Source organism: Pseudoalteromonas sp. Scap25 (genome assembly GCF_013394125.1).
Taxonomy (GTDB): Bacteria; Pseudomonadota; Gammaproteobacteria; order Enterobacterales; family Alteromonadaceae; genus Pseudoalteromonas.
Genome location: NZ_CP041327.1, coordinates 1302678 through 1318343 on the forward strand (window position 1 = coordinate 1302678; position 15666 = coordinate 1318343).

The following is a 15666-nucleotide window of genomic DNA, read 5'->3' on the forward strand; positions in this document are numbered from 1 at the left end:
TAAATTGAAAATATCTTACACTGGCTTTATCTCAAGTAAGGCTGGTATCGTATGCTCAATATTATTCAATCAAACCGTATGGAAGCCCTGCAAGCGCAGTTTCATCAGCTATTAAAAATAAACCCATTGCAAAGCCCATTTGATAAAGAAGTGGTGTTAGTGCAATCGCCGGGTATGTCGCAGTGGCTTAAAATCGGTTTAAGTGAAAATTTAGGCGTAGCTGCACAGGTAGACTTTCCGCTGCCGTCGAGTTTTATTTGGCAGTTGTATCAGCAATTACTGCCAAACGTGCCTAAAGAGTCGGCCTTTAACAAACCTAACCTTGCTTGGAAATTATTTGCCATTTTACCCCAGTGCATAAATGAGCCGCTGTACTTACCGCTTAAAACCTATTTAGAGGGCGATATTGACGGCCAAAAAACCTTTGCTCTATGTGAAAAAATAGCCGATGTGTACGACCAATATTTGATGTACCGCCCCCATTGGATAGCCAGTTGGGATAGTGGCACCGATGAGCTTGATGATGTTGATATAACGATTGCGCCTTGGCAACCCGATTTATGGCGTCGTATCGTCAAATTAAGCAAGCAGCTGGGGCAAAGCCAATTTCACCGTGCCAATATGCAAGGGCAGTTACTCAGTGCACTTGAGAGCATGGATAGCAGCTTATTACCAAAACGCATTAGCTTATTTGGCATATCTGCCATTGCTAGCTCGCAGCTTGAGGTGTTTGAAGCCTTAAGTAAAAAAACTGAAGTGTTTTTGTTCTTTTTTAACCCTAGCGAGCATTACTGGGGCGATATCATTGATGAAAAAACAGCCGCTAAAATCACCGCTAAATATGCCAAAATGCCGCTGCTGGAAGCGCAGCAAAAAAAGCACACCAATCCCGATGAGGAATACTATTTTATTGGTAATCCGCTGTTATCGTCGTGGGGTAAACTCGGCCGCGATTATTTTGAGCAACTAGTGCAGCTTGATGCCCGCTGGATTGATGGCTTTATAGATGTATTTGACGACAGCTTACTTGGCCAAGTGCAAAGTGAAATTTACCAACTTGCCTTTAAAGGTGAGTCGCTCACCGATAACAAAGAATGGTTTATAAACGATGAGGGCAAGCTGCCAATAACTGCAAACGATGCAAGTATTACACTTAGTGATTGCCATACACCGCTTCGAGAAGTAGAGCGTTTACACGATTACTTACTTAATTTGTTTAATCAAAACTCAGCGCTTACCCCGAAAGACATCATCGTGATGATGCCCGATGTTGGCACCTACAGCCCTTATATTGAAGCAGTTTTTGGTGGTGCACAGGGCAGCCGATTTATACCTTATGCGCTAGCTGATTTAGCCATAGAGCAAGAAAAACCTGTACTGAGTTCGTTTGCCAGTTTGGCTAACTTACCGTTTTCGCGCTTCGGCGTGTCGGATATTCTCGATTTATTACAGGTTACCCAAATTGCTGAAAAATTTGGTTTAGAAGCACATGAATATGAGCAAATTCAGTATTGGTTGGAGCGTGTTGGCGTTAAATGGGGCGTAAACGCTGAACATAAAAGTAGCTTTGACTTACCCGCAATTGAGCTTAACACTTGGCAGCATGGCTTAAACCGTTTACTACTGGGTATTGCCATGCGCGATGAACAGTGCCCATTTAATGGTATTTACAGTGCCGATGAGGTTGAGGGCATGGCGCTCGATACACTCAATAAGCTGGTACACTTTATTGATGTGCTGCAAGACTTTAAAGCTAAGCTCACCCCCGATGACACACTCACCAATAAAGCCCAAATTTTAAATGAGCTGCTCAATACTATTTATGAGAGCGAAAGTGACGACAGTTGGGATTTATTAGTGCTGCAAAAAGTACTCGAAGATATTGGTAAGCACCACGATAACGGTGATTACAGTGAGGCCGTGTCGCAGCGCATTGTTAGCTATTTAATTAAACAAGGCATACAAGAAAAAGGTGTCGGCCAACGTTTTTTAGTGGGGCAAGTGAATTTTTGTACGTTAATGCCAATGCGCGCCGTGCCGTTTAAGGTAGTGTGTATGTTAGGCTTGAACGATGCCGATTACCCACGTACCGTGCAGCCTATCGGTTTTGACTTAGTACCTTACTCTAAAAAGCAAAAAGGTGATCGTTCACGAAAACTCGATGACCGTTACCTCTTTTTAGAAGCACTTCTCAGTGCCCGAGATAATTTATATATGAGCTACATTGGTCGCTCATGTTTTGACAACCAGCCGCGCATGCCATCAACGCTTGTCAGTGAATTGTTAGAATACATAGGTCGCAGCTTCAAACTTAGCGAACCCAGTGATAAATCCTTGCCAGATTGTCTTATTAGCCAACAACATTTACAACCTTTTAATAGTCAGTATTATCTGCCAGCTAGCGCTGAACAGGCAGGGCTTAACAACCACAGCTATAACCCAATTTGGCTGCCTAGCGAGGCCATTGAGCCAAAAGCAATTACTACGCTTGATGTAACGCCTCCAGAGCTACTTGATCTTGATGTGTTTATTCGCAGTGTGTGCCATGCCCAAGAGAGCTTTTATCAGCAAAGCTTAGGGTTACGTTTGCCGCAATTTAACGATATAGCCAAAGATGAAGAACCGTTTAGCTTAGATGCGCTACGCCGTTATTTTTACCTTGATGAAATACTTGAAGCTAATATTAACGATATCCCACTAAGTACCGAACAAATACTGCAGCGCGGTGAGTTGCCGCAAGCTCATGTTGGTAGCTTAATTTATGAAAGCATGCAACATCGCGTTGATGCGCTTGCAGGGCAAGTAAAACAACAAATAAAAGCGGGTAAAAGCGAACCGATAGAAGTATTACTGTCACTTGAAAACACCACCATTGAAGGCTGGTTAAACCATGTGTATATGCAAAAACAAGTGTTTTATCGCAGTGCTAGTATTAAAGCTAAAGATTTAATTAAAGGCTTTATTTATCATCTTGCTGCACAAAGCATGCAACAAGAGGTTGAAACTTTATTACTGGGTTTAGATAAACAAATTAGCTTTGCCCCAATGAGTAAAGCCGATGCCGATTTACTGCTCGCAGATTGGTTTGAGCTTTATAAAGCATTACGCAACAAGCCCGTGGCGTTTTTTCCGGTAAGTGGTTATGAATACGTAAAAAGCGGTGGTGATATGGCAAAAGCCAACAGTAAATTTAGTCCACAGTATATTGGCCGAGGTGAAGGAGAAAACCCTTATATTCGTTTAACGGTGCAATCACTTAATGACTGCCAAGACGAATTTATACATTGGAGCGATAAGCTACTCGCCCCATTATTCGAGCACGCCAAGGAGAGTGACTATGCAAGCGCTTAATCCACTCACTATGCCATTATCAGGACAAAGCTTAATTGAAGCCAGTGCAGGCACAGGTAAAACCTACACGATCACGGGTTTGTATTTGCGTTATTTATTGGGTATGCAAATATCCGGTGAGCTAAATACGCCATTGAGTGTTGAGCAAATTTTGGTAGTCACCTTTACCGATGCCGCCACGCAAGAAATTAAAGACCGTGTTCGTAGCCGTATTATTGCTGCGCGTGATGCGTTACTGGGGCAAGTACCCAATGATGAGCTAATTGAGGATGTAATAGCGGGCGTTGATGACAAGCACCGTGCATTTGACTTACTCGATGCCGCAGCTAAATCAATGGACGAAGCAGCTATTTTTACCATTCATGGTTTTTGTCAGCGAATGCTAAAGCAGCATGCGTTTGAATCCGGTGTGGCATTTAACTTAGAGTTCATTTTAGATGAGCGCGATATTCTGCTTGAAACCATAAAAGACTTTTGGCGCGCGTTTGTATACCCACTTAGTAAAGAAAAAACAGATGCGATTTTAGCGGTATTTGCCGCGCCCGAATCACTATTTAGTCATGTAAGTAGTATTTTAAATAAGGCGAACGCAGAGATAACCCCGCAAGTTAGTTTAGATGCGGTATGGCAAGCGCGAGATGAATACTTGGCGCGTATTCCTGCCTTTAAAAAAGCGTGCCTAGAGCAAGAGTTTATTGGCGCTGTTAAAGCATCCGATTTAAGTGGTTCAAAAACACCTGGGCGAAAGGGCAGCCTTGCTGCACTTGAAGCATTTTGCTTAGGCAATGATGACTTTTTTGAATTTGGTACCAGTAAGTATTCGTTTGAGGTGTGGAGTAGCGAGAACTTAAGTAATGCCGCTAATTATAAAAAAAATGGCACATTACTGACTCATCCACTTATTAGCCAATTCGATGCCTTAGCCGCACTTAACAACACCATTAACCAAGGGTTAAAAATTGCGATAGTGCAATATGCGGCGAGCTGGGTAAAAGCGGCCATAGTTAAACGCAAACAAGAACAAAGCGTGATCACCCCTGACGATTTACTGACTAATTTACACAGTGCCTTAAAGAGTGAACAAGGTGATGTGCTCGCACAAAAAATAGCGCAGTTATTTCCGGTGGCAATGATAGATGAGTTTCAGGATACTGACCCGATTCAGTACGGGATTTTTAGTAAAATTTATGCTCAAAGCAATACCACTTTAGCTATGATAGGCGATCCCAAACAAGCAATTTATGGGTTTAGGGGCGCAGATATATTTACCTACATTGGCGCAAAAGAAGCGGTAGATGAGCCACAACAATTTACATTGGGCACTAACTTTCGCTCAAGCAGTGATATTGTAAATAGCATAAATAGCTTATTTAGCAAATACGAAAACAGCTTTATTTATAACGACGCCATTCCATTTAATAAAGTGAAAGCGAAAGGAAAAAAAGCAGATGAGTCGTTTTTAATTGACGGTAAACCTGCCACCGCGTTTGAGTTTAATGTGTTTGTAGATGAAGCCGGCGATGAAAAAAATAAGCCGACCAGTAAAGGCTTAGGGCAAGCTCATTTAGCCACCCATTTTACCAATAAAATTGTTACTTTACTTGAGCAGGCAAACCAAGGAATAGCCTGTATTGGCAGTACGCCGGTAAGCGCTGCTGATATTTGTATTTTGGTGCGCGACCGCGTTGAAGCACAAATAATGAAGCAAGCGCTGAGTAAAGCTAATATTGCCAGTGTGTATTTGTCGCGCGACAGTGTATTTAGCCAAGAGTTAAGTCATCACTTGCTCAATTTTTTAACGGCTTTGCATGGTCAGTACGATGAGGCGTTACTACGCGGTGTATTAGCTGGCCCGTTATTTTGTTTAAGCTATAACGATATTTTTGCTCTAGCCGATGATGAAAATAGCTGGCAAGAACACCTAAACTTTTTTGCTCAACTTAGCCATATTTGGCATAAGCAAGGGGCAATGGCAATGCTCGAACGCTTACTGAGTCACAATCAGCTCAGTGCCAAGTGGCAAGGCTTGGGCTATAACGTAGAGCGGTGGCTTACCGACTTTAGACATCTTGGCGAAATACTGCAGCAAAAACAAATAGAGCTTGAAGGGACACTTCGTTTATTACGTTGGTTTGCGCAAAAGGTGAGCCAGCAAGATGGCGAAACAGTGCAAGTTCGCTTAGAAAGTGATGCGAACTTAGTTAAAATTGTGACTATGCACGCTTCTAAAGGGCTTGAATACCCATTGGTATTTATGCCATTTGCCAGTGGTTATCGTGAAACTAAAGACGCGCTTTATCATCAAAATGGCAAGTTGATTTACGATTTAAGTAAAGACGAAGACGCCTTGCAAAAAGCCGAACAAGAACGTTTAGCAGAAGACTTACGTTTGCTTTATGTGGCACTGACCCGTGCAGTGCATTTTTGTTCGCTGGGCGTGTATAACATTTCTCAAGGGCAAAGTAGCCGTTTAGCAATTCAAAGTAGTGCGCTGGGGCATGTGTTATTCTCAGGATTAGAGATAAGCAGTAGCCAAGTATGGCGCACCCATTTAAGTGAATTTTGTGAGGCTAATCATGCTATGCAATACCAGCAATTTACCTCAGGCGAATTACATGAGCAGGGCATACTTCGGTTAAAAAATAGTGACACTAAACAGCACGATTTACTTATTAATACAGTAACTGCGCAGATTGAACGTGACTGGCGAGCAACTAGCTTTAGTGCCTTGAGCTTTAAAAAGCATGCTGACCAACTTGCTCCAGGGCGCAGCGATGAAGATCATCAAAGAGATGAGTTTGCCGTGCAGCAAGATGAACTTCCTTCACCGTATAGCTTTCCTAAGGGTGCAAAACCAGGGAGTTGTTTGCACGAAATATTTGAGCAGCTTGATTTTACCAGTCCGGTAAATCATCCCACGAATGCCGAGCAAAACTTAACGGCTGTGATTGAGCGTGCTTTTGAAAAGTACCATATCGATGAGCAATGGCAGCAAATTACCGAGCAATGGGTACTCGATGCACTTAATTGCCCGTTAAACAGCAAGAATAATTTAAGTTTGAGCCAATTAGCGCCAAGTGACTGTTTAGTAGAAATGGAGTTTAATTTACCGCTTAGCAGCCTCAGTGCCCCTAAGCTTAATGAAGTGTTAATTAAACATTTTGGTTTTAACCAAAGTAAACTTGAGTTTGCCCATGTTAAAGGGTTACTAAAAGGCTTTATTGATTTAATTTTTTGCTACCAAGGCAAGTATTATATTTTAGATTATAAATCGAATTATTTGGGCAGTACCGCTGCCGATTATGTGTCTGAGCAGCTAGAGCAAGCAATGACCAGTCACCAATATCATTTACAGTATTTAATTTATACCGTAGCGCTGCATCGCTTGCTTAAACAGCGAATTCCCGATTATTCAATAGAGGCGCATTTAGGCGGTGTTTATTATACTTTTTTACGCGGTATGCCAGCAGGTGAGGGAGTGTACTTTAAACAGCTAAGTCCAGATCAAGTCGTTATTTTAGATGGCTTGTTTAGCCAAGGAGCCATGCTATGAGTGATTTAAATCAACAACCGGGTTTGTTTGATGACTTAGATGATGCCCCTATAGACGAACCTGTGCTCACAACAGCACAGCCAACGATGCAGGGCAGCGAAAGTATTAAAGTCGTGCCGTTGCTAACGTATTTAACGGACGAACATAGAGTGCGTGTGGTTGATGTAAAACTGGCTGAATTACTCAGTGGCACAAACGCACAGCAAGGGTATGACGACCTCTTTTATATAATTTTAATGCTGTGTTTATCGCAACAAAGCCAGCATAGCTGTTTAACCCTAACAGAGGTTGATTGGACTAATCCGTTTAATTTACGTCAAAGCGACTTTACTAAACTAGAAGGCACGCAGCCTGACACTCTCAGCCCATTTAGTAATGACTTTACGACTGAGGCAGCAATACGTTATTTACTCTCACATCACAGTGTTGGGGAGCAAAAGCCGCTGCAATTGTTTAATCAACGATTATATTTTTCTCGTTTAGCAGGCTATGAACAAACCCTTGCCCAACGATTACTGACAATGAGCGAACGACAACTTAACCTTGATGATGCAGTACTTGCTCAGTTATTAACCCGCTACTTTCCTGATGATCCGAGTATTGACATTGATTGGCAAAAAGTAGCGTGTGCGATTGCCGCCACAAAAGGGTTTAGTGTGATCACGGGCGGGCCTGGCACCGGTAAAACCACCACGGTAACAAAGCTGTTAGCGATTTTACAATCGTTATATAAAGCGGCGCCATTGAGCATAAAATTAGTAGCACCCACAGGTAAAGCAGCGGCACGGCTAACAGAGTCAATTTTAGGGGCTAAAAATAAGCTTAGTGAAATACCGGCTGATATTAACGCGTTGATCCCGCAAAGTGCGCAAACCATTCATCGTCTGTTGGGAGTTAAGCCATTTACCAATAAATTCCGACACGATAAAAGCAATCCGTTGCATGTTGATGTATTGATTATTGATGAGGCCAGCATGGTCGACTTATCACTTATGGCTAAACTAATTGAGGCCTTGCCAGATCATGCTCGATTGATTTTACTTGGCGATAAAGACCAACTTGCTTCGGTTGATACTGGCAGTGTAATGAGTGATTTATGCCAAGGGTTAGTGCTTGGACAAACACCGCGTTATTCAAAAGTACGCTGTGAGCAATTGAACACGCTGTGCTTTAATGGCGCTGTTAAACTAAATGCGCAAAGTCAAAGTGAGTTTAAACTTGCGGATTGCATTGCCTTTTTACAACATAGCTATCGGTTTGATGCAAAAAGTGGCATAGGTCAATTGGCGCTGGCTGTAAATACCAACAACCGAGGAATATTAAATTACGTTGAACAACAAAGCAGCGAAGGGCATTTTAGCGATATTATTTTAGACTATGATTTTGTTTCCACACCGATTGAAAAGTTAGTAAATAGTGCCGCAAGTCATTATGCTAATTACCTAACCCTGATAGCGCAAGGTGCCAGTGTTGCGAAAGTGCATGCAGCTTTTGCCAGTTATCAGTTACTTGCTGCGGTACGTGAAGGCGATTATGGTGTTAATAGTTTAAACCAGCGTATTGAACGGGTATTACAGCAGCAAGGTTTAATTAGCGTTAATCCTAATCAGCGGCATTATATAGGGATGCCGATAATGGTTAGTCAAAACGACTACCAGCTAAAATTATTTAACGGTGATATAGGGATTTTAATGCCCGATGATAGCGGCCAACTCAAGGCACTGTTTATTGATGAGCAAGGGAATGAACGGGCATTTTCACCCGCACGGCTTCCGGTGCACGATAAAGTGTATGTAATGACCATTCATAAATCCCAAGGCTCAGAGTTTAGTTATACCGCGATGGTGTTACCACCGCTCAAGCAGGCGAGTATCGGTATTAATAGGCAATTAGTGTACACGGGAATTACCCGCGCAAAACAGACCTTTGAGCTGGTGGCAGATAAAAAAGTGCTGCAATTGGCCATGGGTAAAAGTGTATCACGGGCGTCAGGCTTGTATGAGCGATTAGTGTAAAGCCATACTTATACTAATCTCTTATTTTTGGGGTTCGTTTTCTAAATAGGTTGGGTTGCCAGCCAAAATGCAGTGCGCCCAATCTTAGAAAGACGGTTACCAATAATGAACCTATAATGCACCATAAATAAGGAGCTTCTAATAAAAATAGTGTGGCATAGGTTAAGCCTCCTGCAAAGCACGCGGTGGAGTATAGCTCTTCGCGCATCACCAGCGGTACTTCTCTACAGATCACATCACGTATTAAGCCGCCAAATATACCCGTCGTCATTCCCATTGTAAGCGCAACAACCATGGTTGTACCTTCAATTAATGCTTTTTCAATGCCGACCACATTAAAAATAGCCATACCGATGGCATCAACCAGTAACATGTAATAGTTAGACAGGTCGGGCAAGTGGCGAATAAACATAACGGTGACAAAAATAGCGCCATAGGTAGCGTATAAATAATCGGGGTTGGCTATCCAAAATACAGGTTGGTTAAGAAGAATATCTCTGAGCGTGCCACCACCTAACGCAGTGACTGAGCCAACAACCACAACACCAAATCCACCAATATCTTTGTCGTGGCCTAATAATGCACCTGAAATTGCAAAGAATGCCACGCCAATAAGGCTTAAAAAATTAAAATACTCTGCCGTCATTGAGGTGTCCTTACCAGATTGAGAATTTATATTAGACATTAAAAGATAAGCGATTGGGGATTTATATTAGCTGAATAACACTGTCTATAATACAAGGACAAGGTTATTAGCCCAGTGCTTGTTATGCTGGTTCTTATTGTAAGTAGTCAACGACCAGTTGAGATAATGATTCTACGCCAAGTTGTAATGCGCTTTCGTCAACATAAAACTGAGGTGAATGATTACTTGGTGCCGTTTTAGCGTTTTGATCTTTCGGAGTAATGCCTAAAAAGTAAAACAGCCCAGGGGTTTCTAGTGCATAATAGCTAAAGTCTTCTGCACCGGTAATTAAATCTGTGGTAATAATGTTGTCAGCACCAGCAATACGGGCAAGTGTAGGGGTCATTTTTTGGGTCAGTGCAACATTATTTACTGTTACAGGGTAGCCGTGATCTATATGCACATCAGCTTTAGCCCCCGCGGATTCGGCAACCAGCTCAGCGGTTTTAGCTAAACGTTTTTTAATATCGGCACGCATCGTTTGATCAAAGGTTCTAATTGTACCAATAAGCTCTACATTATCGGGGATAATATTTGAGCGTATGCCGCCGTTAATCGCGCCAAATGAAATAACAGAAGGCGCTTTAGTTACATCTACCTGGCGAGAGGCAATTGTTTGAGTTGCCATTATAATTTGTGATGAAGCAACAATGGGATCTACGCCATTCCAAGGGCGCGAGCCATGAGTTTGACGACCCGTTACGTTAATTGTGAAAGAGTCTTCACTGGCCATTAGAGGCCCTTCTCTAAAGCCAATTTGACCAGTATTAAGTGAGCTGGTGACATGCAAGCCAAACACCGCTTCAGGTTTTTGTTTAAATAAACCTTCTTTTAGCATTAGCTCTGCGCCTCCTTCTTCTCCTTCGGGGGCACCTTCTTCATCCGGTTGAAATACAAACAGTACGTCACCCGCTAACTGATCTTTAATTTTTACCAGTGACTCTGCTACGGCCATTAGAATAGCAACATGAGTGTCGTGCCCGCAGGCATGCATAACGCCTACTTCATTACCACGATAGGTTGAGGTTTGTTTAGAGGCAAAGGGTAAATCAACTTGTTCGGTAACGGGTAAAGCATCCATATCGGCACGAAGGGCGATTAAAGGGCCTTTTTACCACCGCTTAATTTAGCCACAACACCGGTATGCGCAACATCGGTTTGTACTTCAAGCCCCAGTGATTTTAAATGGTTAGTAATGTACTTAGCGGTTTCAAATTCGCGATTACTCAGCTCTGGATATTGATGCAAATGGCGACGCCATGTAATGACTTTTTCACTTACACTTTGTGTTGCTTGTTCAAGTTGGGTGTTAATACTACTAGCAAAACTAGGCGCTGAAATTGCAGTAAATAAAACACTGCTAAAAATTATTTTTTTTATCATTTTAATTCCTTGATTTTCATCGTGTGTAATTAACTTACGCTATTACATCAATAAAAAGTAGTGTTGTTTAATAGTTAACCACAGTTAAAAGAAAGTTTATTGATACTGCTTAAGAAGGGGATAAAGCTATTTTGTTTAACACAATAGTTTGGCGCTTTTGTCGTATTTTAACGCAAATATTTAGCTTTAACGGTGAAAATGATAACAAAATGTTGCATTTTTTAAATTTGTTCCCAATACTGGTCAATGCATTGCTTTTACCATGCACTGACAACATCGTGTAATAAGCTAAGCATAATAAAAATATTCAATCAGTTAAGGATTAATATGAACAACACACACACTTTTAAACGCGCGACTTTATTTGCAGCAGCAATAGGGCTCTTAATGAGTTTTTCTGCGCTTAGTAAAGAGTATAAAGTAGTTTTAATTCATGGTTTGCAAGTATCCCAGCTTACCAATAAAGCAGGTAGTGATGTAGTAAACGATGGCCAAAGCTATTGGCAGTCTTATTGGGTAAACCGTGCCGACGAGCGCATTGACTGGCCTGCGTATGAACGAATAGAAGGAAAAATTACTACAGATTGGGTATGGCCCAAGCTACAACAGATCTCTCGCTCAAATTTATGCGAGCCAGGCTGCGTGTTTGTAACCCACTCTACCGGTGACTTAGTTGCCCGATATATTATAGATAACCAAGAAAACTGGCTAGAAAACGCGGGTTTAAAACCGCTTAATATTATTGCTACCTTTGATTTAGCAGGTGCTGGTGGCGGTAGTGAATTAGCCGACTTAGCGGTGAGTGCGTTAACCGGCGCATCGTGGAATTTTGCTGTAGATGCTGCATTAACTTGGTGGCTAGGCAGTGAAATTAATGAGGCGGTTGGTGTATTACATGATTTAAAAGTTAATAATGCACGTAGAATCGCGCCATTACCTGATGCGCGCACACCGCGTTTACGTTTTGTGGCCGATGGTAATGCTTACTTAGGTTTAACGGCTGGCTTTTTGCGTGGTAACGATGATTCGGTAGTCGCTACTCACTCATCATGCGGTGCAAGCTCGGTAAGCTCATTTGGCAGTTGTAGCGCCAATATTGATACCAATGGGCGTTTAAAATCGCAAGGTGATGCTGTTAGTAGCTTCATGCCATACCATTATCCATTAATGATGACTAACAGTTACAGCCATAACGAAATTCAACAAGCGCAGCACCAAGGTAATGTAACGGTGGCAATGAATAATATTAGCGTGGCTGGCGATAAATTAGGATATGAAACTGTCGATGAAACTACCGGTAGTTGGTTTTGGAAAAAACAATACCGCTATGTGAAAGACTCTGATAATTTGAGTGCTTCAACGCTCATATATAATGTGATCCCATAAAGGTGATTGTGCGTGCGGCTTTATATGCTGCATGCTTTTGGTACCAATTAGCTTTATGCAGTTATTTATTTTTAGCCAAAAAAAGCTTAATGCAAATTGCATCAGCTTTACGTTCTAAAAGTGATTAACTGCTTGATGTTATAGGATAAATAACAATGAAAAAATCCTACGTTATTGTTTTAGTAATAATAGTTACCGGCTTGATGTGGTTTTTAGGTAAAGGCAATGCTAGTTATTCAGCTTCGCAAACAACAGCTAAAGAGCATAAAAAAACACCTGAATTTGTTGCTATGCCAGCAAAACCTAAGGTACTAGATATTAAACCGAGCATAAAAAACATGCCTAAAGAGCAGCATGAGTTTAATGAAGATATAGCTAAAGCAGCATCGGCAGTCGCGCAGCAATATCAGCAAAGCTTAGCATTTCCACCTTATTCGCAACCTTTAACGGTATATGATGAAGACCGGCTTAAGCCAAATCAGTTTTTTCCTGTTACTAGCCCTGTAGGAGAGCAAGGGGGGGAGTTAACCTTAAGTTTATCTCAATATCGCTATGTCTATCCGCAAGCAATTGAATTAACCATAAGCGCACAAAATTTAGGTAAAGCACAGGTAACACTCAGTGATACGGATACCAAACAGCCGTTAAAAACACATAGCGGTGTTGCTCGTGACAATAAGCTAGCAATTACGTTTAAAGGTGAGGAAGACTATCCTCGTAATTTACAATTATTAGTTGAAGCCGACATTGCAGGTAAAATGGTCCCTGTGGTGGCACAAATACAATATATGCCGCCTAGTGCAACCCTAACTAGCTTTGATAGCGCGTATCCACGTAATGATAATATGATAGTGCCTGCTAATTTAACGGTTATAAAAAGTGGCTTATATCGCTTAAGAGCTAACTTATACAGTGGTAGTTCGCCATTAGCGCATTTAGTTGCTAAAGCACGTTTAAATGAGGGCAGCGAAAAAATTGATTTTAAAGCGCATTGGTCTGTTTTGCCTAAGCAAACAAATGGCTTACGATTGAGTGACTTTGTTATTGAGCGTATGTCGCCAAGCCCAGGTGAGCGTAACAGCTTTGGGCAAAGTAAAGTGAGTGAGTTTACTATTGAAGATTTTGCTTACGATAGCTTACAGCAGCTACCTTATCAGGCGAATAAACAAGAATTGCAGAGTTTAGAGTTTTTACAAGGATTAGCTGCCGGTAAGTAGCAGCATAGAACAGAGTGAAGGGTTTGCATTACTGCAAACCCTTAAAAAATTAGCTTAAATTAATTGTAACCACGTCGGCTTGGTTTAGTTCATCTTGTTCAGGATTAACCGGCGTTTTTGGTATATCTGGTTTATCTAACGCGATATCGCCACCATCAATAACGTCACCGGTTTGCAGATTAGCAAAATCAAACAATTGGTTATCAGCTAAATGCGAAGGTACAACATTTTGCATTGCAGTAAAAATACTTTCTATACGCCCTGGGTGCTCTTTATTCCATTGTTCTAGCATGTTCTTGGTGTGCTTACGTTGTAAGTTTTCTTGTGAGCCACATAAGTTACACGGAATAATAGGGTAGCCTTGACTAAATGCGTATTGGCTAATATCGGCTTCTTTACAATAAGCTAATGGGCGAATAACCATGTGCTCGCCATTATCACTCATTAGTTTAGCCGGCATACTTTTAAGTTTGCCGCCATAAAACATATTTAAAAACAAGGTTTCTATCATGTCATCGCGGTGATGACCCAATGCGATTTTAGTAGCGCCTAGCTCTTTAGCCGTACGATATAAAATACCACGGCGTAGACGAGAGCAAAGTGAGCACGTTGTTTTACCTTCAGGAATAATATCGGTAACAATACTGTAGGTATCTTCTTCGACAATTTTGTATTCAATATTTAAATTATCAAGGTATTCAGGCAGTACATGCTCAGGGAAGTCTGGTTGTTTTTGGTCAAGGTTAACCGCAAAAAGATCAAACTTGATAGGGGCAACACGCTGTAAATGTTGCAGCATATCGAGCATAGTGTAACTGTCTTTTCCGCCAGATAAGCACACCATGATACGATCACCTTCTTCTATCATGTTAAAATCCATGACAGCTTGACCTGTGAGGCGACGTAAACGCTTTTGAAGCTTATTTAAGTTGTGTTGAGCTTTGGCTTGAGCAGAATGAGACACTACGCCCCCTTATAAACAGTACGGCAAAATTAATTGCTAAAAATAAAGGGGCGTATTATATGCCATATGTAATATCACAGCTACAGCAAACGTTAACTTTCTGCGAGTGGACTTACATAGCCATCAGGTTTCAATGCAAGTACATCACAATCGAGGCTGTCAATAACATGCTCAGCGGTGTTACCCACTAATGCAGCACTTAAGCCGGTACGTCCCACAGTGCCAATAACCACTAACTCACTATTTAAACGACTTGCAACATCCGGTATCACATCTTCTGGCAAGCCCTCTTCAATAAAGCATTGATCAGAGGTTAAGTTAAACTCATTAGCTAATTCATTGGTTGATTCAATGTGATGTTTTTTAACTGATTCGTTGTAAAGCCCAGGATTAAACTCAGGAATTTCTATCGCAATATTTACCGGTGTAGCAGGGTAGGCATTGACTAAGTTAAGTTTAGCATTAGCCAGTTCACATAAAAATTGTGCATCTTTAATTATGCGTTTATTAAGTGATAGGTGTTGCTCATTTTCACTGACTGCATTCACAGCAGCTAAAATATTACCTTGTGCTGGCCATTGCATATCTTTAACAAATAGAACGGGCGTTGGGCATTTTCTAACTAAATGCCAGTCTGTAGGAGTAAAAATAACCGCTTTTAGTGCGCCATGTTGATGCGTACCTTTGATAACCAAGTCGTATTTATCATTGATAACGGTATTAATTATTGCCTCGTATGGGCGATTATGCCAAATAACTTGCGTATCTATATTTATATTTTGATAAGGAGAGATCAGCTCTTTAAGCCATAGCTCACGATCTTTAAGGACGGCTTGACGCATTGCTTCACGTTCATCGCCTGATAGCATAGTAGTCATTTCGTAAGAGAAATCGTAAACCGTCATAAATGCGGTAATGCTCGCACCCGACTTTTTGGCTAAATCTATTGAACGCGCGAGGGCATTTTGATCGTCTTTAGTTGGATCAATAACCGCGATAATACGTTTAATCATTTCCATTGTGCTACTCCATTCACTTAACAGTTATACATTCAGTGTAACGCAAATACACAACAGTTAAAGGGGGAAGCACTAAGATTATTGTTCTATATC

The 15666-nt window shown here is 41.4% G+C and carries 8 protein-coding genes and 1 pseudogene; 5 read left to right on the plus strand and 4 right to left on the minus strand.

The genetic code is table 11. The features are described 5' to 3' along the window. Positions 1-51 precede the first annotated feature (51 nt). From recC to recD, 3 genes are read left to right on the plus strand one after another with little or no spacing between them, the layout of a single operon-like run. Positions 52-3351 carry an exodeoxyribonuclease V subunit gamma gene (gene recC / locus FLM54_RS06035; RefSeq protein WP_178955694.1) on the plus strand — a complete coding sequence of 1100 codons (3300 nt, stop codon included), beginning with the start codon at positions 52-54 and terminating at the stop codon, positions 3349-3351. Next, entirely contained in the window at positions 3338-6904 is a 3567-nt protein-coding gene (recB, locus tag FLM54_RS06040) for an exodeoxyribonuclease V subunit beta (protein ID WP_178955695.1), read from the plus strand. Before recC ends, recB begins: the two co-directional genes overlap by 14 nt. After that, positions 6901-8919, plus strand: a complete 2019-nt coding sequence (gene recD, locus FLM54_RS06045) for an exodeoxyribonuclease V subunit alpha (RefSeq protein ID WP_178955696.1) — start codon at positions 6901-6903, stop codon at positions 8917-8919. Before recB ends, recD begins: the two co-directional genes overlap by 4 nt. Before the next feature lie 13 nt (positions 8920-8932). Here recD and FLM54_RS06050 read toward each other — a convergent pair whose 3' ends face one another. Further along, the gene (locus FLM54_RS06050; RefSeq protein WP_138609080.1) at positions 8933-9565 is read right to left on the minus strand and encodes a trimeric intracellular cation channel family protein; all 633 of its coding nucleotides are present in this window, start codon (positions 9563-9565) and stop codon (positions 8933-8935) included. Positions 9566-9698: 133 nt separating this feature from the next. Then, positions 9699-10987 (minus strand): annotated as a pseudogene (locus FLM54_RS06055) (amidohydrolase). Positions 10988-11314: 327 nt separating this feature from the next. On the opposite strand from FLM54_RS06055, the gene FLM54_RS06060 reads away from it, so the two are divergent. After that, on the plus strand, positions 11315-12373 hold the full coding sequence (locus tag FLM54_RS06060; protein ID WP_178955698.1) for a hypothetical protein: 1059 nt from the start codon (positions 11315-11317) through the stop codon (positions 12371-12373). 155 nt (positions 12374-12528) lie between these two features. Beyond that, positions 12529-13590 carry a hypothetical protein gene (locus FLM54_RS06065; RefSeq protein ID WP_178955700.1) on the plus strand — a complete coding sequence of 354 codons (1062 nt, stop codon included), beginning with the start codon at positions 12529-12531 and terminating at the stop codon, positions 13588-13590. Positions 13591-13639: 49 nt separating this feature from the next. Here FLM54_RS06065 and ttcA read toward each other — a convergent pair whose 3' ends face one another. Together ttcA and uspE are read right to left on the minus strand one after the other, a co-directional pair. Beyond that, the gene (gene ttcA / locus FLM54_RS06070; RefSeq protein WP_178955702.1) at positions 13640-14554 is read right to left on the minus strand and encodes a tRNA 2-thiocytidine(32) synthetase TtcA; all 915 of its coding nucleotides are present in this window, start codon (positions 14552-14554) and stop codon (positions 13640-13642) included. A gap of 92 nt (positions 14555-14646) precedes the next feature. Further along, positions 14647-15573: a universal stress protein UspE gene (gene uspE / locus FLM54_RS06075; RefSeq protein WP_178955704.1), complete on the minus strand. Its 927-nt coding sequence runs from the start codon at positions 15571-15573 to the stop codon at positions 14647-14649. Positions 15574-15666 lie beyond the last annotated feature (93 nt).

Excerpts from the sequence above, each read along its gene's own strand:
- FLM54_RS06050 (WP_138609080.1), bottom strand. The coding sequence starts at position 9,565 with ATGACGGCAGAGTATTTTAATTTTTTAAGCCTTATTGGCGTGGCATTC.
- uspE (WP_178955704.1), bottom strand. The coding sequence starts at position 15,573 with ATGGAAATGATTAAACGTATTATCGCGGTTATTGATCCAACTAAAGAC.
- recC (WP_178955694.1), top strand. The coding sequence starts at position 52 with ATGCTCAATATTATTCAATCAAACCGTATGGAAGCCCTGCAAGCGCAG.
- FLM54_RS06060 (WP_178955698.1), top strand. The coding sequence starts at position 11,315 with ATGAACAACACACACACTTTTAAACGCGCGACTTTATTTGCAGCAGCA.
- recD (WP_178955696.1), top strand. The coding sequence starts at position 6,901 with ATGAGTGATTTAAATCAACAACCGGGTTTGTTTGATGACTTAGATGAT.
- recB (WP_178955695.1), top strand. The coding sequence starts at position 3,338 with ATGCAAGCGCTTAATCCACTCACTATGCCATTATCAGGACAAAGCTTA.
- FLM54_RS06065 (WP_178955700.1), top strand. The coding sequence starts at position 12,529 with ATGAAAAAATCCTACGTTATTGTTTTAGTAATAATAGTTACCGGCTTG.